The sequence below is a fragment of the Bacillus sp. TH19 genome, assembly GCF_016651075.1.
In the GTDB taxonomy this organism is placed as follows: domain Bacteria; phylum Bacillota; class Bacilli; order Bacillales; family Bacillaceae_G; genus Bacillus_A; species Bacillus_A mycoides.
The window spans coordinates 574,069-598,219 of record NZ_JAEKEO010000007.1 but is presented as its reverse complement, the minus strand read 5'-3'; the positions used below and the strand labels follow the sequence as shown (position 1 = coordinate 598,219).

The following is a 24,151-nucleotide window of genomic DNA, read 5'->3' as shown; positions in this document are numbered from 1 at the left end:
CATATGAACTTCATATTAGCTTCATATACGTATTGTAAGATTATATCGGAATTTGTTGAAAAATTTAGCTAATATATGACTAAACATTAAACTGAATAAATATAAGTCGCTTTTCGAAATTGAAAAAAGGGTGAATAAGAAATGGAAGCTTATAAAATGCACGATTTTATTAATACGAATATTGAATCTCATCAAAATGAAACCGTTTTTAATTTACAAATATGTGAAACAAATGAATTTGACGTAAGTTTAACAAAATCTACAACGCTGTCTTTTATCGTTTCAAAAAAGAACATTAAGATCGTCACGAGAAAATGGGTTAATTCAAATCAAGAAAGTATGATTGGCAAAAGCTACATCATTCCAACGAAAGCTTTTCACTATTTCTTACCGATTATTTCTGAAACTGAAGATGAACTAAATATTCGAGTTCAAAGTTTTGGACTACATGGTGAGCTTTTATTAAATGAAAGATTACTTATTGATAAAAACAACAAATGTAATACAAAGATTACTACCTTCTTTGAAACATTAGATGAAAATGTCAATCAAGCATTACGAGGATTACAAATTCATTGTATGTAAGACTACTACAATAAGTAAAAGGAGAATATAATGAAAAAACTATTATTAAGTGCGCTATTATCATTAGGATTTTTAACTCTTCCATTCACTACTGCAGAAGCAGCTACGACGAAAGATCAGCTTATCGTAAACACACAAATAAATAAAATGGATTATTATCAAGATGGAAAATTCATAAAAAGTTTCACTGTCGCTACTGGAAAAGCAGCAACACCAACACCTAAGGGTACTTTTCAAATCGTAAATAAAATTAAAAACCGTCCTTACTATACAGGAAAAATTAAAGGCGGCGATCCACGTAATCCACTTGGGGACCGCTGGCTCGGATTAAATATGGCAGGAACTTACGGAACAACGTATGCGATTCATGGAACTAACAATAATCAAGCAATCGGGAAAGCAACAACACTTGGTTGTATTCGTATGTTTAACAATGATATTCACTGGTTATTTGAGCGCGTTCAGCAACAAGCTACTGTCACTGTAAATTAGCCTAAGAACAAGATTTATGTGTAGCCAAGAATTTTATGTCTTGGCTTATTTTATTTATTCATTTACAGTAGCAAAACAACTGTATTTACATATATAATAAAAATAGATTGCATTCAACATCATCGTAACATTGATAAACATAGATATTAAAATTATACAGTTATAATATTTTATAAATTTTACAATACATACTATAATAGAACTACTGTAATTCTGAACTATTCAGTGACACTAAACAATCCCCCTTGCTACTTTCATTACTATTTTATAGCGGGGGCTTATTATATGTATAAACAATCTGAGTCATCCAAAAAATGATGAATTCGAATATTGCAGTAAAAAGCGTTATTTAGGAGGTGTTACTATGACGCATATACTGGTGATTGAAGACAACCCAGATATACAAGAACTTATTCGTGAATTTCTAATGGCACAAAACTTTACTGTTGATGTAGTTGGTGCTGGAACAGAAGGCATTCTTCTTTTCCAAAAAAATTCATACGATCTTGTCCTCCTCGATGTAATGTTACCAGATATAGATGGCTATAGTATTTGTAAAATTATGAGAGGACAATCTGATGTACCAATCATTATGTTAACAGGCTTACATAATGAAGAAAGTGAAATTAAAGGATTTGAGTTAGGTATTGATGACTATATTACAAAACCGTTCCATTACACCGTATTTATAAAACGTGTAGAAGCTGTATTAAGAAGGGCAGCAACAAAGGAAGCAGAAGCTGCAACTATACTACAATTCCATGAATTGATGTTAAATTCTACAGCATATGCCGCTTATGTTCATGGTAATCAAATTGAATTGACTACAAAAGAATTTGAAATTATATATACTTTACTGCAAAATCGGGGAAAAGTACTATCAAGAAGTGATTTGTTGAATAAGGTATGGGGCTATGAACATTATGGTGATGTGAGGGTTATAGATACACATATTAAAAACTTACGAAAAAAATTAGAAATTCCTTATATTAAAACGGTGAAAGGCATTGGCTACAAAATCGAATCGTAGCAAAGACAACATCACCAAAAATATATTCATCAAAACCTTATTATTTTGTATTCTGTTATCACTTTGTCTTTATCAAATTATTTATTTTCTAGCCTCGAATTACGATAAAGATCGTTTGAAAGCTTCTGGAACGCAAACTGCGGAACAAGCGGAATCAGACAAACAAAACGACCAAAGTAAAACAAAGCAAAATAAAGCTGTGTCAGAGAGTAGCATCTCTAATTTTCAATCTTCTCAAATAGACATGAAAGCACTCTCTACAGCCATCAATCATCTTTTGCAGCCTAGCCAAACTGCAAAAGCAAAAGAACATGCACAAAATATTCCGGGGAAAAGTAACACAACGTCTTCACTTACAGAAGCGGAAAAGCAAGTTACTAACAATGATGCCTTACATACACAAAATGCAGCAAGTAAAGCAAATGATACACATGATAATCCAAAGTTAACAGATGTGTTGCAGCAGTTAGCTCCACATATTGGGGCGACAATGCTAGCATTATCTCTGCTTGGATCTTTAATCTACGCAAAAATAATCGCCAAACCTTTCCGATATATGAGCGATGCTTTAAAAGATATTATGAATCTTGATTTCTCAGATAAAAAGCTACTTAACAAAAATACAGATCAAACAGATTTTAATTTGCAAGTAGCTGCCTCACAAGTACCTACTATTGTGAAAAATTTACATGAAAGCAATCAAGATTTAAGAAATGAACTCAAGAAGGAACAACAGTTAGAACAATCTCGTAAAGAATTTATGTCTATGATATCCCATGAATTAAAAACACCAATCGCAGCCGTTATGGGACAACTCGATGGCATGATTCACGGAATTGGCGCTTATAAAGATAGAGATAAATATTTAAAACGTTCATATGAGATGATGCAAGATATTAACATATTAACGGAAAAAGTGTCAGAATTATCCAAAATACAAAACCCTCAATTTAAACCAAATTTAAAAGTTATCTCATTAACTAATATTATTGAGGACGTTATAAAGAAAGTAGATTATTTTGTATCTGTAAAACAATTAAATGTTCAATCTAACATTAAACAAGATGCACAAATTTTAGCTGATCCTAAATTTATGCAAACTGCTATTTTTAACATTATTTCAAATGCAATTCATTATACAATTGACCATCAGCATGTATATATAAAACTTTATGAAAAGCCAAACGGTTACGCATTAGAAGTATTAAATACAGGTTCTCAAATTGATGAAGATAAACTTGCCCATTTATTTGAACCATTCTATCGCGCAAATCCTGACAAACATGGCTTAGTACAAGGTAGTGGTCTTGGGTTATATATTGTAAAACAAATATTAGATAAACATCAGTTTCCTTATGGAATACAGAACACACCTCAAGGTGTAAAATGCTCCATTGTATTCCCAAAAGCAATGTAAAACCTACTCTAATTTCATACCCCAAATTCATACTTCGTATGAATGGCGGAATTTTGTAGAGTATCTTACTCTGTTTCGTTCGCCCGTTATCCTTATTTGGATAGCGGGCGTTTTTTATTATTTAAAAGGAGGATTTTTATGGAGAAATTTAAGTATTCATTACTAGTTTTATTCGGCGCTTGTAGCTACGGCGTACTTTCAACTATTTTTAAACTCGGATTCATTGACGGATTTTCCGCACACCAACTACTAGGAGGGCAATATGTCTTCGGATGGATTGGGCTCCTTTTACTCGTTCTGTTCTTTTCACGTCATAAAGTATCAAAAAAACAATTCTTTTCGTTACTAACAGTCGGCACAACAATGAGTATGACAGGTATTTTCTATGCTATTTCCGTAGAAGAATTGCCAGCCTCTATCGCTGTCGTTTTACTCTTTCAGTTCACTTGGATTGGTGTAGTCATCGAAGCAATTGCCAACCGGACATTCCCAAGCCGTGAGAAAGTTATATCTATTATTATTTTATTTACTGGTACATTGTTTGCTGGTGGAGTATTTGAAGGTCTTGGACAAAACTTTTCTACGAAAGGTATTATTTTCGGACTATTAGCTGCCGTCTCTTTCTCATTCTATGTATTTGTAAGCGGGCGCGTTGCTACAGATGTTCCGCCTTATACGAAAAGCTTTCTTATGACAACGAGTGCTACTCTTATTGTATGCTTATTTTTCCCGCCTACCTTTTTAACGGACGGCGCTTTACAAGCAGGCCTATGGAAATATGCTTTCTTCCTTGGACTGTTCGGGGTTATTATACCTGTCATTTGTTTTTCAATTGGTGTACCAAAAGTCGGAACGGGACTTGGTACAATATTAGGTGCAGCTGAATTACCAACAGCAATTATCGCTTCTATTACACTTGTTCATGAAGTTGTATCGCCAATGCAGTGGATTGGTATTGTGGTTATATTACTCGGTATTTTCACACCACAACTACTTACTGCTAGGAAAGAAAAAAAACATAATCGTGTGCATAGTGCGTGACAACATCAACTTGTATATAAATGTGAATAAAGTTACGATATGTTAAACTTTATTACTCAAAATAACATATGATATTGCGGCTATTATTCTCGTAATCCTTGCTGTGCTTTTCTTTTTGAAAGATAAGAAAGAGGGTTATACAGCATAACAAAAGACCTTTCATTTATCCCGCATTAACGGGCATTAAGACCCCCACCTCAAAATTCAGAGAAAGCAAAGAATTTAGGTGGGGGATCAACTGCCCGTAAAAGCCCGATTGGTTCAACTAATAATCAGTGGGGGATGAACAAAACCCCCACTGATTAAAGTTTCACTTTATTTGAAAGGTCTTTTCCTTATATTTCACTTTACCGCTCCATATAACTTCTCTACCTCATGTTCAATTTGTTTTACATCGATTCGCTCAAATAATGGCTGTACATTATCAATTCGGTTTGGCAACGTATTTTGAGGTTCCCAATTTACTTTAACACTCGATAATGTATTTCTAACTCTTTCACTTGAAAACGGTAAAAACGGTTCAAGCAGTTGTGCAAAGTTTGCTATTAGGTAAACACAATTATAAATTGTTTCCTCACATGAAACTGGGTCGTCTTCTCTTTGTTTCCAAGGCTGCTTTTCATCAAAGTATTTATTTGCAAAGCGTACTGCATCAAATATTGTTTCTAGTGCCACCTTAAATTTAGTTTGTTCAATCGCCTCTCCTACACTTTTATATAATCCTTCTACTTTATCTTTCAGCTCTAAATCAATACTTCCCTTCGGTACAGCACCACCATAATATTTTTCAATAAACTTTAATGTCCGGTTCACAAAGTTCCCGTATGCACCTAACAATTCACTATTATGACTGTAAATGAATTCACGCCATGAAAAATCAGTATCACGATTTTCTGGTGCGTTAACTGTTAAAAAGTAACGAATAGAATCGGGATTGTAGCGTTCCAATATATCAGGTACCCATACTGCCCAGTTTTTACTTGTCGATAATTTTCTTTTTTCTACTGTTAAATACTCATTCGAAACGATATGACGCGGGATCGCTTCTTCTCCTATTCCAAGTAATACCGCTGGCCAAATGATTGAATGAAACGGAATATTATCCTTACCATGTACATAATATGTTTTCGCTTCTTTATCCCAAAACTCTTGATCATCTTTCCCTGTTTCTTCAGCCCAATTTTTACTCGCCGAATAATATCCTGTCACTGCTTCAATCCATACGTAAATTTTCTTATCTTCATATCCTGCCACCGGAATTGGTACCCCAATTGGTAAATCACGTGACACTGCCCTATCTTGTAATCCTTCCTTTAAATATCTCTCTGTTAATTGAATTGCATTGTCGCGCCATGTTCCTTTCTGCTTTGCAATTTCTACGACCTCTTTAATTTGCTGCTGAAATTTATGCAATGCAAAATAGAAATGCTCTGTTTCCTGTACTGATGGCGTACTACCACATAACTTACACTTCTTTTCTAACAAATCGAGTGGATCTAAGATGGCAGAACAAGCATCGCATTGATCTCCTCTTGCTGCCTCATGACAATGTGGACAAAGGCCTTCTACATAACGATCTGGTAAAAATTGCGTACACGTTTCGCAATAAGCTTGTTCAACTACTTTTTTATAAATATAGCCTTCTTCTAATAAACGCAAAAAGACTTTTTGAACAGTTTCATGATGATGCTCACTATCTGTACGTGTATAGCAATCATAAGTAAAACCAAGGCCACGAAAACATCGCTCAAACTCTTCGTGATACTTATCAGCAATTTCTTTCACCATCACACCGTCTTGCTTTGCTCTAATTGTAATCGGTGTTCCATTACAATCACTTCCTGAAACATACAACACATGCTCACCTTTTGCCCTGTAATAACGTGCTAAAATATCTCCTGGTAACAAACTAGCAATGTGTCCAAGGTGTAACGAACCATTTGCATACGGCCAAGCGCCTCCAATAAAAATACTCATCTTATATTCCTCCTTTAAAATATAAAAAGCCCCGCCCTTATCTTAAAAAAGATAAGGGCGGGGCTGTATAAACAGTCGCGGTACCACCTTATTTCGTCAGTCATTCGCATAACTAACCTTAACAAGTACGGAGCTATATGCTCTTATACTGTGGTTTTGATAACGAGTACCAACTCTCGTCGCCGCCTACTATTATCATTTGATAAGTTCAGGACGAAGCTCAAAGGCCATTGTTCAAATGAATATTCTTGCTTCTTCTCAGCTACCGAAGCTCTCTGGAAAGAATGGTTCCATTCTACTTTTCCTTTTCAACGCTTTTATGTATAAAACGTATTTTACGACTTAACAACAGAAAAATCAAACTTTTATTCAAAAAAACAGGAAATCCTACTCATTCACCGAATAACTATACGTTCACAAAAGGAGTGAAAAAATTGAATCAAAAACAACTAAGTACTATTAATGAAAAAAGCTGGAACGCAGCTGCTTATGAAGCTTGGACAAATCGCCACGGGGCGCCAAAGGATTATGCGAAAAAGCTCATGGAAGATCCCGTGCGCGAGGTAAATCATTATTTACCTTACATACAATCTCCAAAAGGAAAGCGTATTATTAATTTACTCGGATCAAAAGGAAATAAAGCAGTTGCTCTTGCTCTTTTAGGAGCCGATGTAACAGTTGTAGACATTTCAGCAAGTAATGAAAAATATGCAACCGAACTAGCCGAAGCTGCTGGTGTCTCTATTCAATATATCATTTCCGATGTACTAGATTTAAATCTATCCCAATCATTTGATATCGTGTTACTGGAACTTGGCGTGCTCCATTACTTTTTAGACTTAAAGCCACTCTTTCATATAATCTCTCACTTACTAAAACAAGATGGGACCTTTATACTACGTGACTATCATCCCGTTTATACAAAATTATTAGGAGTAGATCATCCATCATTTCGAGCAAATGGAAATTATTTCGACGAGGAACTTATTGAAGATGACGTAGCTTATAGTACTCTCCTTACGGGATCACAGAAATACGCTTTACCGAAAACAAAAATTAGGCGCTGGATACTAGGAGAAATCATTACATCAATGGCAGAAACAAATTTCAAGGTTGAAAAATTGATTGAAGAACACGGATCTCATCAAAAGTGGGTTTTCCCTTCTACTGCACCAGAGGGCATTGAAGAGCGTATACCTGGTCTATATACATTAATTGCGACAACATGCAAAAAAGGATCCCTTCACGGATAGGATCCTTTTTTTGCATGCTTACGCATATAAGTTGAGGTTGGAGATTACCATAATTCTGTAGAATAGGACACAAGATATTTCAACATTCGTCTCTGACTTACGTCGTCAAAAAGGGGTATGACCAACATAACGAAGAGTAATGTTTAGTTGATAGTGATAATCGTTATCAACTAATTAGAAGTATACAGGATGTTATTTCAAATTACAATACCATTTCTGATTTTTATTTATGAATTTTTTGATATACAAATGTATACATTTTAAGAACATTTACTCACATTAATCTGCCATATTCCATTATCTGCTATAATTTTCATTGAACAGATTAATAACTTCTTAATTATGTTTTTATTAGTTTCGTTCTCAATATTTATAAATTACAATAAATAGTTTTTCCGAAAAAGGTAGGGGTAACAATGAAATATGTTAGCATTCGAAAAAAACTACTGTTCACACTCTTAAGCATTTCTTCCTTATTTAGCATTGCTCTTATTGTTATTCTTTCATTCGCGATGAATCAAGCAAGTGAAATCGAAACATTAAAGAATGATGTATCGAAAAGAGCAACGATTTTAAAAGAACGTGGCGATTGGTTCCAAGCGCAGGTCGCTGGTTTACAAGAATATTTACTATCACATGATCAAAAAGGATTGGATAAATTCAACCGGGAAGGAAAAAAACTAGCTGATACTAGGGAGAAAGTAACAAGTGATAAAAAACTCCCAGAAGGAATGAAAGAGGCCATTTTAATGGGAGCAAAATGGCGCAGCGTCGTAGATAATGAAGTCCTCCCTCTTGCACGGGAAGGAAAATGGGATGAAGCATCCAAAATTGCTCTTGCTCAAACAGATTATGTAAATGATCTTTTAAGTCGTTTTACTAAATATGCAAATGAAGAAAATGACAAACGGGACGTATTAATTGCTGACGTAGAGTCTTCTTCATCCCTTATTCAATATATTATTTTCTTCTCACTCATTACATGTACATTAACGTCTATTCTATTGGCATGGTGGTTCTCTGGTAAACTCGTTAAACCGATTCGACAAATTGATGCGAAGTTAAAAGAATTAGCTTCTCAAGATGGCGATTTAACCGCTAGATTACACGTAACGAGTAAAGATGAAATTGGTGACATCGCAAATTCCTTTAATCAAATGCTTGCTAACTTACAGCGTATAATAAAGCAAGTTCAACAAACATCAACAAGTGTAAAAGAAGCTTCTGAAAATGTGTTTATCGAAACAACTGCTTCTATGGAAAATACCGCAAAAACTAAAGAGACTATGAATGCTCTTGAGCACAATATTCGTTCACAAGTTTCTAGCATTGAAGAAAGTTCAACCGCAATGGATGATATGGCAACGAGTGTTCAGCGCATTGCACAAGCTGCCTCTTCTGCCGCTAGCCTAGCTGTTACAACTTCTGAAAAAGCAGATGATGGAAATAAAGTCATTGAAAAATCTATTACACAAATGCATACAATTAACGAAGCTGTTAACGCTACATCACAAGTGGTAGAGCGACTCATTACACATACGAATCATATTGATACTGCACTTCAATCTATTTCTAATATTGCCGAGCAGACGAATTTGCTCGCTTTAAATGCTTCTATTGAAGCGGCCCGTGCTGGTGAACACGGAAAAGGATTCGCTGTTGTTGCCGATGAAGTACGAAAACTTGCTGAACAATCTCAGCTAGCAGCAAATGACATTAACCATTTACTTCATCAAATTCAAGCGGACACAAAAATAGCAAATGACATGATGACACAAGGTCAGTCAGAAGCTTCTGAAGGAATTACAGTCATTCGTACCGCTGGATCTTCATTCTCAGAAATTGTTAATCACATTAACAATTTCTCTACACAAATACAAGAAATGTCTGCAACTGCTAAAGAAATGGCCGCAAGTTCTGAAGAAATGAATGCAGCTTTAAATAATATCGCTTCTATTTCAAATGAAGTTGCTGCCGAAACATCGAAAACAGCAACTTCAGCTGGTGACCAAGTAAACAAAATGAGTGTCGTTGCTAAAAAATCATCAGAAATGAAAACAATTGTGCAAGAACTTGAAGTGCTCGTTTCTCATTTCAAAACAAATAGTTAAAATGAAAATTTCATTTATACTTCTACGAACTCTAAATTGTTAGAAAGAGCGATTTAGAGTCTCTCTTTTTTCACGCTAAAATATCTCTTTCTATCTCCCATTCTGTCTGCTATAATTCCTAAAGGAAAGAAGAAAGCTTTATTCCAGATGGAGTAAAGCTTTCTTTCAATTTTTTACATTAATTAATTAATTAATTCTAATACTAAGATTTTACAAGGAGGATTTTTATCATATGAATTTTATTAGCATTCGAAAAAAACTAATGTTCATGATGGGAATGATTTGCGCTTTATTCGGCATCGCCTTAGCTTTTATTTTATTCTTTACCATGGATCAGTCTCATAAAGCTGAAACATTACAAAAAGAAATTTCTCCTCTTGCAACAGAATTGAAAGAGCGCGGAGACGCTTATCAAGTACAACTTTCTGCTTTAAGAGGTTATTTACTACAACATGATCAAGTCGAATTAGACAAGTTTAATGAGATGAGCAAACGTCTTGAAGATACAAAAGGGCAACTTCTTTCTAACCCTAACACTTCTCAGTCCGTGAAAAGCACAATGGAATTAGGATCCACTTGGAGAAAGTTCATTGAAGAGAAAGTATTCACTCTTGCAAAAGAACAAAAATGGGAAGAAGCTTTACAAGTAGCTTCTACAGAGAATGGCACTGTTTATAAAGTAATCGGTGATTTCACAAATTACAGTAATGAACAAGCTAAATTACGTGAACAATCTATTGAAAAAATTGATCAATCTTCACTACGAATTGAATATGTTGTCTTCTTATCACTTGTTATTTGTATTGTAACTGCAATTATTCTTGCATGGTGGTTCTCTGGTAAGCTTGTAAAACCAATTCAACAAATTGATACTAAACTAAAAGAATTAGCCTCTCAAGAAGGCGACTTAACAGCCCGTCTACAAGTAAATAGCAATGATGAAATCGGTGCAATTGCATCATCGTTTAATAAAATGTTAGAAAACCTGCAACATATCATTAATCGTGTTCAAAAAACATCTGTAGAAGTACAAACAGCTTCTGAAAATATGCTAGAAAAGACTAATACATCACGCGAGGCAACAATAAGAGTTCAAAGCTCGATGTCCAACTTAAATTCAAGTATTCAATCGCAAACTTCTAGTATGGAAGAAAGCTCGACTGCGATGGATGATATGGCAATAAGTGTTCAGCGTATCGCTGAATCTGCTTCATCTGTAGCCGAACTTGCTGTAGCTACATCTGAACACGCTAACGACGGAAGTACTGTTATCCAAAAATCTGTTTCACAAATGACAACGATACATGAAGCTGTAAATGCTACATCAGAAGTAGTCGAACGTCTAATCACTCATACAAAATATATTGATACCGCTGTACAATCTATTTCTAATATCGCTGAACAAACAAATCTACTTGCTTTAAATGCTTCTATTGAAGCGGCTCGTGCTGGTGAACAAGGAAAAGGATTTGCTGTCGTAGCTGATGAAGTTCGTAAACTTGCGGAACAATCAAAAACAGCGGCAAAAGATATTAACCAATTGCTTCATCAAATTCAAAATGATACGGAAACTGCTAGCTCTATGATGTCTAAAGGTCGTTCTGAAGCATTTGAAGGCATTACTGTCGTTCGTGAGGCTGGTACTTCTTTCACAACAATTGTTGAACAAGTAAATAAAGTATCAACTCAAATGCAAGACATATCAGCAACTGCTGAAGAAATGGCTGCAAGCGCTGAAGAAATGAACGCTTCACTTAATAACATCGCTTCTATTTCAAATGAAGTATCTAGTGAAACAGCCGCAACGGCACAATCTGCTGAACAGAAAGTCATCGTGATGAATGAAATGACTCTCACTGCAAAACAAATGAAACAAACAGTTGAAGAATTAGATCAGCTTGTATCTCATTTTAAAACTGAATAGCTTTTCAAAAAAATATTCCTCTCTCAGAGAGGAATATTTTTTTGAGCTCATTTCCTGCACTTATCCCGCATATCCGTTATAATGAGAACCGATATCATTAATATTTAGGGGGTGCTACACATGTCACAACAAGCATTTGAAGAAAAGTTATATGCAAACTTAGAAGCTGTTATTGACCCTGAGCTAGGTGTTGATATTATCAATCTCGGATTAGTTTATGACGTTACAGCAGATGAAAATAATAATGCTGTCGTTACAATGACGATGACTTCTATCGGTTGTCCAATGGCTGGCCAAATCGTATCAGACGTTAAAAAAGTATTATCAACGAACGTACCTGAAGTAAATGAAATAGAAGTAAACGTTGTATGGAATCCGCCATGGACGAAAGAACGTATGTCGCGTATGGCGAAAATCGCACTAGGTATTCGTGATTAAATAAGGAAAAGACCTGACAATCCAGTCAGGTCTTTTTTCTCTTATTATTTTACTCCTACAGCGTCATAAGCTTTCGTTACAGCTTGTACCTCTTTAGAGTTTTTACCGAATAAATCTTCTGCTGATTGAAGTGCAGCTTGACGCATCATTTTGAAATCAGAGTTTGCAGTTAAATATTTTGTAAGAGCACGATAGTAAATTTTTTCTGTTGCTTCACGGCCCACTCCAGTTACTTTCACATTGTAATGCGTGCCGCCCTCAGAAACTAAATACGCCGCCTTATTGTTAATACTACTGTTAATATGAACGCCGCCATTATCAGCTGTTCCAGTATAACGTTTATTGTAGTGATCTGGGTAACCTTCACCTGGTTTTAATGGGTTTGGAATAGATGCTGGATCCTTCAGAGAACGAAGTGCATCTCCAGGTTTACCAGGTGTATAAATATCAGCACCTAAATCCCAGCTCTTCTTCTCAACCATGACGCCCATAATATCAGATAACGATTCATTTAACGCTCCTGATTCATTTTTATATACAAGGTTTGCTGTATGTTCAGTTACAGCATGCGTTAATTCGTGGCCAATAACGTCTAGGCCAGCTGATAATGGAATAAATGTCTTACCATCTCCATCACCATACATCATTTGTACACCGTTCCACGCTGCGTTATTCCAAGATTCACCTACGTGAACAGCAGAAATAAGTTTTGCACCTTTATCATCGAAAGAGTTACGGTTAAATGTCTTTTTATAATAATCATATACTTTTCCTGCATTCACATGCGCATCAACTGCCGCTTTATCTTCGAAGAACTTAGATTTACTTCCAATTTCTTCTCCTGTATATCCAAGAATTTGTGAGAATAAATTAAACCAGTCTTCGTTCATATTCTCTGCATCAAATGTATGGACACCTTGTCCTCGTGTACCATCAAATAAGTTGAACGCTCCTGTTTTCGTATCTTGAGCAATTTCAAATGATTGTCTAGCACCTAATACTCCGTAACCAAATCCAGTAATGTTATCTACAGCATTATATTTCTCAATAACATTTCCATTTGTTGCATCAACAAAGTAATGCCAATATCCTGGAGCTGGTTTCGAAACCGACGCTTTTACAAGATATGCAAGATAGTATTGACCATCTTTTTCATACACATATAAATCTTTTTTCACACCATCATAATTCTTTACTTTACCAATTTCTTTCTCAATATTAGCTTTTGCAATCGTTTCTGCTTGTTCCGCACTAATACTTGCAGATGTAGGAATATTTTTATCATCTAAACTCGGAATAACTTGTCCGAAAAATGCTTTTACATTGTTCTCTTTATCAAGCGTAACCGTTTGATCTGAACCATACACAGGAATGTTATTATGCTTCTCAACTAACTTCACATGTGTTGTACCAGACTCAGCATCTTTTTCTTCACCAACGATATTGAAATGTTTGTCAATATTTCCCGCTAGTTTAAACATATCCTTTTTACTCTCTAAATATTGAAAGACCGTCTCTTTTTTATCTAATCCTTCCGGCGCTTTCCATTCTTCACCTATGTAAGCTGGTGTTTTAAACTCTTGGTGATACTGGATTTTTTGCTCTTCTGCTTTCGTCGTAGTTGCTCCAAATGCCCCAAACCCACTTGCGATAACAGTTAATGCTAATGCTGATGAAATTACTTGCTTTTTCAATCTAACACTCCCCATTTCCCTAAAAGTTTTTAACACCTTTATAAATATTCTGAATATTCTCCCCAATACCTGCTCTCAAAAATTGAGAAAGTTTTTTCTGATAATTAAACTCACCAAAAAGAGGACATCGAAAAACGATGTCCTCTTTCCTATAACTTTTCATTCCGCTATTTATATGCTGGAAAGCCACCACTGATTAAAGCCTCACTTTATTGCATTTTCATTTCAATTGCTAAATAGTGAGACTTCTCTTTCGCTTGAATGTGAATATCTTCTTCTACAGCCTCCGCTGTATCACACATTACAAGTGTTTCACCGTTTACAACGCTGCTACCGTCAATTTGTACAAGGTACAATTGACGTCCTTCTTTAACAGGAAAATGAATTTCTTTACCAGCTTCTAATGATAAAGAATATAAATTTGCATCTTGGTGAATATGAATTGGTGCATCTCCATCAGAAGGAGATACCATATGGAACCACTCATTTTCACGTTTACTCCAATCAAATTTAAACTCACCATAGTTCGGTTTATGACCATCACGGTCCGGTAAAATCCAAATTTGCAATAAACGTAATGTTTCACTTCCTAAGTTATGCTCACTGTGAAATACACCAGTACCTGCACTCATATATTGAACATGCCCACGCTCAATTGTCCCGCGGTTCCCCATACTATCTTCATGTGTTAATTCACCATCTATAACGTAAGAGATAATCTCCATATCACGGTGCGGATGCATATCAAAACCAGTTTGTGGCGCTATTAAATCATCATTCATAACACGTACTGCTCCAAAATTCATGTTGTTTGGATTATAATAATTTGCAAAGGAAAAATGAAAATGTGTATTTAACCAACCGTGATTTGCTCTTCCCATATTTTTATGATCAACTTTTCTAAACATATCCTTCACCTCATATTATCTCGAAATCGAGATATTTATTTTTAATTTTATCACTGCAACTTCTTCAGTAATTCTAATAATTGTTTTTGTTCTTCTCTATTTAACTTATCAAATTGTTCTGCTTGAAATGTTTCTTGCGGCGGGACTATTTCTTCATATAGAACCTTTCCCTCTTCTGTTAATGAAATATATTTCGTGGTACCTTCTTGTTCACGCTGAATCCAATCGAGTTGCTCCATCTTATTTAAAAGTTGAGTAACATTTCCTTTCGTAACAAACAACTTATTTCCAAGTTCTTGCTGCGTTAAACGATCGTTTCCTCCAATTTGAACTAATACATCAAACTGAGCGGCAGATACATTCCACTTTTTCAAATGCTGATTCGTCTCACGAATACTTCTATTATAAAAGCGTGATAAACGAAACCATAATAGTAATCCAAGTCTTTCCTCTGCTTTCATTACATCACCTCGCTCATTTGATACTATTAGTTTAGAACTAAACTTACCAAAGGTCAACTACTCATTTTAAATTAGCAACAAATAAAAGCACAGTGATTTTCCTCCACTATGCTTCAGATTAAATTTCTATTTTTATATTCATCTAGCTTCCTCTCCGCGAAATGCCTCGCATCTTTCTCAATCCATCTTTCTTCGTATAGTTCATTTCCAACATATAGTACATCGTCCTTATGCTGCATCGCATGCCTGAATTCATGCAATAGCGTTTTGAGCACTTGCTCATATTCTTCCCACATACAAACGAAAATTAATTGTTTTTCTTTATGATAAAAACCACCTACTGGGAATAAAAACTCCTCTTCTTCTTCTCCTAATGATAAAAGTACATGATTCGCATCACACGTATCACAAAAAATAACTGGCGTTGCACTTACTTCAATAAGAGAAAACAAATCATTTCTTAACTTTTTGACATCCCAAGGAAGCTCCGAATCCAACACATACCAATTCTCAACTTGTTGATATACATTTTGAAACTGGAGTTCCATTTCTCAATAATCCCCTTCCTAAACTCCCTTTTCCTATATATATGCCACAATATGGTAAATATTAAACATGCACTTTCATCCTTTAAAAAATGACGATAAAAAAGAATCTATGTCAGCATAGATTCTTTTTCCGTAATCACTTTTTTTTCATCATTTTTTTTAATATAAAATAACCAATTGCACAAACAATAGCAGCAAGTGCAAAGTATTTCACATATGGCCCAGCTACTTTATTAATACTTTCCCACTCTGTTCCTAATTTAAAACCTAAATATATAAATACAATTGACCATGGAATAACAGCTAGTGTAGTTAGCGTAATAAACTTAGCATGTGACATTTTCGCAATACCCGCTGGTATCGAAATAGCATGACGCACAACAGGAATAAAACGCGCTGTAAAAATAACACCAGTTCCGTAACGATTAAACCACGCTTCAGCATAATCAATATGTTTCTTCTGAATCAAAATATATTTTCCATATCGCTCAAGAACAGGTCTTCCTCCGTATCGACCGATCCAATAAATGAATAGTTGTGCGATTACACCACCAATTGTACCGAACGCGACAGCCCCCCAAAATGTAATGCTTCCTGTTGATACTAAATAACCTGCATAAGATAATACGATTTCACTTGGGATAACCTCTATCATTAATCCCAGCATAATTCCCCAATAACCAAGTCCTTCTAGAAAAACTAAAACTGAATGAATCAACTCTCCTAACATCATTTACCTCTCTTTACTGTTTTCATTGCAAAAAATAAAAGTACAAGCAGTAAATATCTTGTACTTTTATTTTTTCAAAATTTATCTAGTCTTCGTATCCCACTTAAAGATTTTATTTAAAAATTTATATACATTCTTTGACTCTTTCGTTAGAAGCGGACCTAAAATGGATAGTATAAGCACATATAGTGCTGAGAATGGTTTCAATACCGACATTAACCCACCCGCGATACCGATATTAGCCATAATGATTGAGAATTCTCCCCTTGAAACGATTGTTAATCCAATATTTGTTGATGCTTTATGAGATAATCCAGCTTGTCGTCCCGCAATCATCCCTGCTACAAAGTTTCCGATTATCGTCAGAAGTACAGCACCTAACGTTAACCATATTGCTCCGCCCAATGAAAACGGATCGATACTTAATCCGAAACTGAAGAAGAAAATAGCTCCGAAGAAGTCTCTAAATGGAACAACAAGATGTTCAATTCGATCACTATGCTCTGTCTCAGAGAAAACTAACCCTAAAAGAAGTGCCCCGATTGCTTCGGCAACGTGAATTGTTTCCGAGAAACCTGCAATAAAGAATAACGAAGCAAATACTACAATAATGAAAATTTCATCTGAACTAATATTGAGCAATTTATTTAATAACGGCGTCGCCTTTCTAGCTACAATAAAGAAGAGAAGCATGTATCCTAAAGCAATTCCAATTGAAGTGAGAGCACCTAAGAAGGAAGCATGATCCCCAAGAACTAAGCCTGAAACGACTGATAAATATACAGCAAGGAATATATCTTCAAACATAATAATTCCTAAAATTAATTCGGTTTCATTATTACCAGTTCTTCTTAAATCCACTAACACTTTAGCAACGATAGCACTAGAAGAAATCGTAATAATACCCGCAATAATTAAAATTTCTAGTAAAGGGAATCCCATTATAAATCCGTATAATAATCCAAGTGAAAAGTTAATTAAAATATAGATTGTTCCGCCAATCGCAATAGAACGTCCAGATTTAATTAGTTTTTTCATCGAGAACTCTAGTCCTAGATAGAACAGAAGGAACAGAACGCCAATCCGTCCAAGGAAGGAAATTACACTCGCACTTTCAATAAATTTGAGATCGATAACACCGATTGTCGGTGCATGCGGTCCTACTAACATCCCAAGAACAATTAGAAAAGGAATTACTGAGAATTTAAACTTTCCAGCAATTACCGCCGCAATTGCTACTAAAACTAAAGCTGTACCAACTTCAAAAATTAAAGTATCCATCTAGTCAGTCCCCCTATTCGAAAGTAATTCATTAATAATCTTTTTAATTTCTTCTCTCTCACCAGAAACTACAAGCATATCTCCTTCTTCAATCACCGTGTCTGGACCTGGATTAAATAGCTTTTTCATATTCTTTTTCATAACTGCAATTATCGTTACGCTATATGTTTTTCTTATTTCAAGGTCGCCAATTGTTTTTCCGATTGCCGGAGCTGCATTCTCCACTTTAAACCACTCAATTGCTAAACCTTCAAAGACCATCTCAACATTTTCTAATGCTCTAGGTTTGTATACCATCCCGCCTAATATTGCTGCAATTTGTCTCGCCTCTGAGTCACGTAATGAAATACTTGATAGACTTTCTTCATGATCTGAATCAAAATGATACATTTCTCTACGCCCATCATCATGAATGACGATCACCATCTTTTCGTTACCTTTCGTAACGATTTGAAATTTATAACCAATACCCGGAAGTTCACTTTCTCTAATATTCATATTTAGCTCCTCCATAACTTCTTTATTTTAATTTTCTGTTTTTCTGTCTTTTGTTCATCCAATCAATTTTAGAAATTCTAACCATTCAGGATACCTATGACTTGGAAATCTTTTATTGTAATAATAAGTGGCTCCTAAAAAGATACTTAAAGATGTAATGATAAAAAATAAATTACTTCTTATTTTCAAACTCTTAAGACTTACTTTCAATAAAGATTCTTCTTTCAAATTATCCCCTCTTTTTCGCTTTAAATTTAGTTTTTTAAAATGTAAATAATTCTAAAAATATTACGATGTAACATAATCATAACACAAAACACATTTAAGTAACATGATTTTTTAGAAAAATTGATTCTGGTATATTTTTTGCATATAATTTTCTTATTATGAAAAAAAGGAAGTGTATTATATGGTTGATATCTTTAGCAGATTCCTTGAGGTAACGAATAATATTTTATGGTCATATATTCTTATTGCAATGTTAATCGGCTTCGGTCTTTATTTCTCTTTCAAATTAAAATTTGTCCAAATTACTCATTTCCGTGAGATGGTCAGTTTAATTAGTAAAGGATTTAATCGAAAAGAAAAAAAGAAAGATAGCATCTCTCCATTCCAAGCATTTTGCTTAAGTGCAGCAGCACGTATTGGTATCGGGAACTTAGCTGGTGTAGCATTAGCCATTTCAATGGGTGGACCTGGCGCAATATTTTGGATGTGGTTTATCGCTATCCTTGGAGCAGCTACTAGTTTTGTAGAATGTACGCTCGCGCAAATCTATAAAGTAAAAGATGGAAGCAGATTCCGTGGTGGACCAGCGTATTACATGGAAAAAGGGTTAAACAAACGCTGGATGGGTGTTTGGTTTTCACTTCTTATTACAGTTGCGTACGGATTAATTTTCAATTCTGTACAAGCAAACACGGTAACAATAGCATTTGAAAATGCTTTTGGACTAGAGCGAACGATCGTAGGAGCTCTATTAGCTTTATTAGTTGCAGTTATTATTTTTGGTGGTATCAAGAGCATTTCACGTATTACAGAAATGATTGTTCCTCCAATGGCAATCATTTATATCGGCGTAGCTGTTTTTGTCGTAATTAACAACTTCACTATGTTACCAAGCATTTTTACAGAAATATTTAACAGCGCATTTGGTTTAGACCAAGCTATCGCTGGTGGTATTGGAGCAGCAATCAAATTCGGAATTCAGCGCGGTTTATTCGCGACAGAAGCAGGTATGGGTAGCTCTCCTAATGCAGCAGCAACATCAGATGTATCTCACCCTGTAAAACAAGGACTTGTTCAAGCATTAGGTGTTTTCGTAGATACATTCTTAGTATGTACATCAACAGCGTTTATCGTATTATGTTCTGGACTTTACAAAGGATCGAATTTAGAAGGTATTGAATTAACACAACAAGCATTAAGCTCACAAATTGGACCGTGGGCAAGCACTTTCTTAGCGATTATTATTTTCCTATTCGCTTTCAGTTCTTTACTAGGAAACTACTATTATGGTGAAACAAATATCGCATTCATTAAAGAAAGCAAAACATGGTTACTGATTTATCGTGTTGCAGTTGTCGGAATGGTATTCTTCGGATCTATCGCTGCCCTTCAAACAGTTTGGAGTTTAGCTGATTTCTTTATGGGACTAATGGTATTCACAAACTTAATTGCCATCTCATTCCTTAGCAAGTTCGCCTACGCAGCATTAGTAGACTATATTAAACAAAAGAAACAAGGAAAAGATCCTGTCTTCGTTGCAAGTTCTATCCCTGGCTTAAAAAATACAGAGTGTTGGGATGGGCAAAATTTAGAAGAGAAGAAGCAAGTTGGATAACAACTAAAAGCGGAAGAGGCTCGCAGGAAAAAGCGAAGCCACCGAATATTCTAGCCGCTGGAGCTATATAATAAAAAATCCCTATTACTTCATAGTAATAGGGATTTTTTATTTACAACCGTTCATAATTTGTTCAAATTAATTCCAGCAAAAGGGTTGATTTATATAAATTACTAGATTATAATAATTATAAATTAGTAATTCATATAAAATAATAACTCAAGAGGAGATTGATCATAATGAATACACAAGTAATCGAAGCATTAAACAAACAAGTAGCAAACTGGAGCGTTTTATTTACAAAACTACACAACTTCCATTGGTACGTAAAAGGACCTCAATTCTTCACACTACATGAAAAATTTGAAGAGCTTTACACAGAATCAGCTACTCACATCGATGAAATCGCAGAACGCATTTTAGCAATTGGCGGCAAACCAGTAGCAACAATGAAAGAATACTTAGAACTATCTTCTATTCAAGAAGCAGCATACGGAGAAACTGCAGAAGGGATGGTCGAAGCAATCATGAAAGACTACGAAATGATGCTAACTGAACTAAAAAAAGGCATGGTAATCGCTCAAGAATCTGACGACGAAATGACATCTGACCTACTACTAGGCATCTACACAGAACTAGAAAAACACGCTTGGATGCTACGTGCATTCTTGAATCAATAATAGATTTTAAAGCGGAGGTGACTTGCTCAGAACAAGAGGGCATTGGAGCTCCTGACGAAGAGGCGCTTTTTGCCTCACAGGAAGGCGCGAAATGACCGACTGTTCTAGTCACCGGAGCTGGATACCACTTAAAGCAGAAGCGGCTCGTTCAGAGCCGCTTTTTTCTATTGATTGGTCGCACTTGATAATACATAAAATTATATCGATCGCAACTCACGATATATCAACGTTTCGACAAAGTATATCGCTTTACCAACAAATCACGACAATAATAGCACTCCCCTCCTCTACTTTTATCAATATATTACAATCTCTTTTATGTTAAAATATAGGTAACACCCTTTAGTAAAATAGATCCAAAAAAGCTTTTCCATATTCATCATTTACTACTTAAATGGCGGGAGTGGTTCAGTTGAAAGACTACTTAATTAGAGCATTTTTTGCGTTAATAACAGTTGGGATTCTCTTACTCATAGCTAATATTTTCAACATACGTGTCGAGGTTAAAGACTATGCTTTCCTCGTTGTTGTAGCTATTGGTGGCGGTTGGGGTGGCTGGTACCTGTATAAAAAACAAAGTAATCAAAATGATAAAGGCATTCCAAAATAATATGGAATGCCTTTTTTCTTTAATACATAATTAAGCTTAAACCACTAATAAAAGCAGTCCCCAAAAACATCATACAACCCATATTCTATCGTAAATAAAAAGAATTCATTTTGAATATAGAAATAGTCCAAAATCTTGCATAACAGAGGTATGCCCCATTTGCCGCAACATTGTGGCTATATTCCCACGGTGATATGCTCCGTGGGTGACGACGTGTAGTATTGTTTCAGAAACCGTCGTATCCAGGAGCCCAGCATACGGATTATCAACCTCAAACACTTTTTCATAATCTTGTTGACTACTTAAAAGTTCTTTATATCGTTTAGATAATTCATAAAAACTAGTTTCCATTTCCTCAATATTTTTTGTTTCTAGCTGTTCTTTCAATTGGTCTGTGTGTACCATTGCATCACTCATACTTTTTCCAGAAATGATCTCGAGCCAGGCTAAATCTGTGAGGTATATGTGAGACATTACTTTTGCCACCGAAGAAAAACCACTCTTAACTTCCTTATGGAAAATGTCTTGCGGTAGTTCTTTTAAGCGATTTAAAATAACTTCATTTGCCCATAAGTGGTAGCTATACATTTTTAATACAGAACGCCCCATGCTCATTTCTCCTCCAATTTTCATTTTAATGATTAGATTATGATACATAGCTGATTAAAAATTCATAAGGATTACATCTATAAAATTTATTCTGATTTCGATTAAAAAAACCTCTATTAACTTCATAAAAAACATTCCCTATCTTCCACAATCTTCCCCTTTAACGGAACAGTTCTATGTCACTCAATAATTCCTTACTCACCTTTTATTCAGATGTTCTTTTTTTAAGTCAGCAAAACATACCTCCATCTCCTTCCCCTCTTCCAACGATTTCACATCTCACTATCAATATATTTAACCAAATTAAAAACACATGTCTTTTTGCGATAAAAAGACATGTGTTTCCAAAATCCACTATAAAAATGCACTATGATAACTGCTTCCACTTCGTCCCCAAAACAGGACGCTCATAATTTTGTATTTCATGAATTAATTTAGCAGCCGTCTCAGCTGAAACGATTAACTCTTTATTCGATGGGTTCATAAAGCCTTCTTCCGCTGCGCGATCAACCATTTGCAGAATTGGTCCGTAAAAGTCTTTAATGTTTAATAAACCAACTGGCTTATCATGTATACCAATTTGTGACCAACATACAACTTCAAATAATTCTTCAAATGTTCCGTATCCACCTGGTAATGCAATGAAAGCATCCGCAAGCTCTGCCATTTTTGCTTTACGTTCGTGCATCGTTTCTACTTCAATTAATTCTGTTAATCCTGTATGAACGATTTCACCACGGAATAAACCACGCGGCATAACACCTGTTACACGTCCACCTAAACGAAGAACTTCATTCGCTACTTCTCCCATTAATCCAACGCATGAACCGCCGTATACAAGCTCATAATCGTTCTCAACAAACATTTTCCCTAACTCTATTGCCTGCTCTTTAAATTCTGGTCTTCCCCCTAAATTTGAACCTGCAAACACACAAATCTTTCTCATTCCTACACCCCGAAACTATATATTGTTATGATACAATGAGTATTGTACAACATATTGAAGGGATGAGGAAGAAATGGATATCGTCGCATTTCAAAGATGGGTGGAGGAATTTTACGAAAAACGAAGCTGGTCACAGTACAACTCCTTTATTCGCTTAAATTTCTTAACTGAGGAAGTTGGGGAAGTTTCACGCGTTGTTCGCGCAATTGAAATCGGTCGTGATCGCCCTGATGAACAAACGAAAACACAAGAAGAGCTAAAACAAGAACTAAAAGAAGAACTTGGTGATGTACTATCTAATCTTATTGTTCTTTCACAAAAATATGATTTGGATTTACAAGACATTATGGAAACACACATCACAAAGCTTTCAAAAAGATTCGAAACATCTAAATGAGAACATTATCAATTGTGATATAATGTTCTTGTCAAAATAATAAGGGGGATTTTATGTTATCTAAAAAATTGCACGACGCACTAAATGAACAAATGAATTTTGAATTTTACTCTGCCCACGCTTATATGGCAATGGCTGCTTACTGTACAGCGGAAAGCTACGATGGATTCGCTAACTTTTTCCTTGTACAAGCTGAAGAAGAGCGTTTCCACGCAATGAAGCTTTACAACTACATTAATGACCGCGGCGAGCGCGCTATTATTACTGGATTTGATCATCCTAATAACGAATATGAGTCTGTATTGAATGCTTTTGAAGTAGCACTTGAGCACGAGCGTGAAGTAACGAAGCGCATTTATCACTTATCTGATATCGCTTGGGATGAGCGTGAACACGCAACAATTACCTTCTTAAAATGGTTCGTTGACGAGCAAGTAGAAGAAGAAGCTTCATTTGATAGCATCATCCAAAAATTAAAACGTATTACAAGCGATTCAAACGCATTATTTATGCTAGATGCTGAATTAGAGAAACGTACATTTACGCCTCCAGCTGAGTAGTATTCCAATCACCTTAATGAATGTATTAAGGTGATTTTTTCTTTTCTCTCTAGCTTAAAATCACCTTAAATTTCCTCGTATTTGACATAACAACAGTAAATAAATAGTATTATTTTCA

The 24,151-nt window shown here is 35.3% G+C and carries 24 protein-coding genes and 1 other annotated feature; of the genes, 14 read left to right on the top strand and 10 right to left on the bottom strand.

The annotated features are described in order from the left end of the window. Positions 1-141: 141 nt before the first annotated feature. The 5 genes from JFU54_RS06650 (at position 142) to JFU54_RS06630 (ending at position 4,565) form a co-directional block, all read left to right on the top strand. The gene (locus JFU54_RS06650) at positions 142-585 is read left to right on the top strand and encodes a DUF3978 family protein (RefSeq protein WP_012261945.1); all 444 of its coding nucleotides are present in this window, start codon (positions 142-144) and stop codon (positions 583-585) included. A gap of 30 nt (positions 586-615) precedes the next feature. After that, positions 616-1,077: a L,D-transpeptidase gene (locus tag JFU54_RS06645; RefSeq protein ID WP_012261946.1), complete on the top strand. Its 462-nt coding sequence runs from the start codon at positions 616-618 to the stop codon at positions 1,075-1,077. Between the two features lie 364 nt (positions 1,078-1,441). Continuing rightward, positions 1,442-2,107, top strand: coding sequence for a response regulator transcription factor (locus JFU54_RS06640; protein ID WP_000148832.1), 666 nt, complete (start codon positions 1,442-1,444; stop codon positions 2,105-2,107). Then, positions 2,085-3,524: a sensor histidine kinase gene (locus JFU54_RS06635; RefSeq protein WP_012261947.1), complete on the top strand. Its 1,440-nt coding sequence runs from the start codon at positions 2,085-2,087 to the stop codon at positions 3,522-3,524. The genes JFU54_RS06640 and JFU54_RS06635 overlap by 23 nt, the downstream gene beginning before the upstream one ends. A gap of 138 nt (positions 3,525-3,662) precedes the next feature. After that, on the top strand, positions 3,663-4,565 hold the full coding sequence (locus JFU54_RS06630) for an EamA family transporter (protein ID WP_002015976.1): 903 nt from the start codon (positions 3,663-3,665) through the stop codon (positions 4,563-4,565). 342 nt (positions 4,566-4,907) lie between these two features. On the opposite strand, the gene metG is transcribed toward JFU54_RS06630, so the two are convergent. Next, positions 4,908-6,542, bottom strand: a complete 1,635-nt coding sequence (gene metG / locus JFU54_RS06625; RefSeq protein ID WP_201064039.1) for a methionine--tRNA ligase — start codon at positions 6,540-6,542, stop codon at positions 4,908-4,910. A 50-nt stretch (positions 6,543-6,592) separates the two neighbouring features. Continuing rightward, positions 6,593-6,863, bottom strand: a binding site (T-box leader). A gap of 113 nt (positions 6,864-6,976) precedes the next feature. Here metG and JFU54_RS06620 point away from each other — a divergent pair. The 4 genes from JFU54_RS06620 (at position 6,977) to JFU54_RS06605 (ending at position 12,268) form a co-directional block, all read left to right on the top strand. After that, on the top strand, positions 6,977-7,795 hold the full coding sequence (locus JFU54_RS06620) for a class I SAM-dependent methyltransferase (protein WP_201064037.1): 819 nt from the start codon (positions 6,977-6,979) through the stop codon (positions 7,793-7,795). Positions 7,796-8,211: 416 nt separating this feature from the next. Then, positions 8,212-9,906: a methyl-accepting chemotaxis protein gene (locus JFU54_RS06615; RefSeq protein ID WP_201064035.1), complete on the top strand. Its 1,695-nt coding sequence runs from the start codon at positions 8,212-8,214 to the stop codon at positions 9,904-9,906. Between the two features lie 232 nt (positions 9,907-10,138). Further along, positions 10,139-11,830, top strand: coding sequence for a methyl-accepting chemotaxis protein (locus JFU54_RS06610; protein WP_201064027.1), 1,692 nt, complete (start codon positions 10,139-10,141; stop codon positions 11,828-11,830). A 120-nt stretch (positions 11,831-11,950) separates the two neighbouring features. Beyond that, complete coding sequence (locus JFU54_RS06605; RefSeq protein WP_002015982.1) at positions 11,951-12,268, top strand: metal-sulfur cluster assembly factor; 318 nt, start codon at positions 11,951-11,953, stop codon at positions 12,266-12,268. 44 nt (positions 12,269-12,312) lie between these two features. On the opposite strand, the gene JFU54_RS06600 is transcribed toward JFU54_RS06605, so the two are convergent. The 7 genes from JFU54_RS06600 to JFU54_RS06570 all read right to left on the bottom strand — a co-directional run bounded on the left by JFU54_RS06600 (position 12,313) and on the right by JFU54_RS06570 (position 18,388). Next, positions 12,313-13,962: a M4 family metallopeptidase gene (locus JFU54_RS06600; protein WP_002129824.1), complete on the bottom strand. Its 1,650-nt coding sequence runs from the start codon at positions 13,960-13,962 to the stop codon at positions 12,313-12,315. A 209-nt stretch (positions 13,963-14,171) separates the two neighbouring features. Beyond that, positions 14,172-14,870, bottom strand: a complete 699-nt coding sequence (locus tag JFU54_RS06595) for a pirin family protein (RefSeq protein WP_201064025.1) — start codon at positions 14,868-14,870, stop codon at positions 14,172-14,174. Between the two features lie 50 nt (positions 14,871-14,920). Next, a complete protein-coding gene (locus JFU54_RS06590; protein WP_060749374.1) occupies positions 14,921-15,331 on the bottom strand; it encodes a MarR family winged helix-turn-helix transcriptional regulator in 411 nt (136 codons plus the stop codon). Between the two features lie 113 nt (positions 15,332-15,444). Beyond that, positions 15,445-15,879: a DUF3920 family protein gene (locus JFU54_RS06585; protein WP_002015986.1), complete on the bottom strand. Its 435-nt coding sequence runs from the start codon at positions 15,877-15,879 to the stop codon at positions 15,445-15,447. Positions 15,880-16,015: 136 nt separating this feature from the next. Next, positions 16,016-16,609, bottom strand: coding sequence for an undecaprenyl phosphate transporter UptA (gene uptA / locus JFU54_RS06580; protein ID WP_003192241.1), 594 nt, complete (start codon positions 16,607-16,609; stop codon positions 16,016-16,018). A gap of 81 nt (positions 16,610-16,690) precedes the next feature. Continuing rightward, positions 16,691-17,890, bottom strand: coding sequence for a cation:proton antiporter (locus JFU54_RS06575; protein WP_016135973.1), 1,200 nt, complete (start codon positions 17,888-17,890; stop codon positions 16,691-16,693). Then, a complete protein-coding gene (locus tag JFU54_RS06570; RefSeq protein ID WP_002015988.1) occupies positions 17,891-18,388 on the bottom strand; it encodes a cation:proton antiporter regulatory subunit in 498 nt (165 codons plus the stop codon). 409 nt (positions 18,389-18,797) lie between these two features. On the opposite strand from JFU54_RS06570, the gene JFU54_RS06565 reads away from it, so the two are divergent. The 3 genes from JFU54_RS06565 (at position 18,798) to JFU54_RS06555 (ending at position 21,521) form a co-directional block, all read left to right on the top strand. Continuing rightward, on the top strand, positions 18,798-20,231 hold the full coding sequence (locus JFU54_RS06565) for an alanine/glycine:cation symporter family protein (protein WP_201064024.1): 1,434 nt from the start codon (positions 18,798-18,800) through the stop codon (positions 20,229-20,231). Positions 20,232-20,470: 239 nt separating this feature from the next. Further along, the gene (locus JFU54_RS06560; RefSeq protein WP_002034654.1) at positions 20,471-20,911 is read left to right on the top strand and encodes a Dps family protein; all 441 of its coding nucleotides are present in this window, start codon (positions 20,471-20,473) and stop codon (positions 20,909-20,911) included. Positions 20,912-21,323: 412 nt separating this feature from the next. Beyond that, positions 21,324-21,521: a hypothetical protein gene (locus tag JFU54_RS06555; protein WP_000656312.1), complete on the top strand. Its 198-nt coding sequence runs from the start codon at positions 21,324-21,326 to the stop codon at positions 21,519-21,521. 105 nt (positions 21,522-21,626) lie between these two features. On the opposite strand, the gene JFU54_RS06550 is transcribed toward JFU54_RS06555, so the two are convergent. After that, entirely contained in the window at positions 21,627-22,130 is a 504-nt protein-coding gene (locus JFU54_RS06550) for a DinB family protein (protein ID WP_201064023.1), read from the bottom strand. 367 nt (positions 22,131-22,497) lie between these two features. Then, on the bottom strand, positions 22,498-23,076 hold the full coding sequence (locus JFU54_RS06545; protein ID WP_033707925.1) for an LOG family protein: 579 nt from the start codon (positions 23,074-23,076) through the stop codon (positions 22,498-22,500). Between the two features lie 73 nt (positions 23,077-23,149). Here JFU54_RS06545 and JFU54_RS06540 point away from each other — a divergent pair, with 73 nt between their 5' ends. Then, entirely contained in the window at positions 23,150-23,473 is a 324-nt protein-coding gene (locus tag JFU54_RS06540) for a MazG nucleotide pyrophosphohydrolase domain-containing protein (protein ID WP_201064022.1), read from the top strand. Positions 23,474-23,526: 53 nt separating this feature from the next. Continuing rightward, entirely contained in the window at positions 23,527-24,033 is a 507-nt protein-coding gene (locus JFU54_RS06535) for a ferritin (protein ID WP_002015996.1), read from the top strand. The last annotated feature ends 118 nt before the right edge of the window (positions 24,034-24,151 follow it).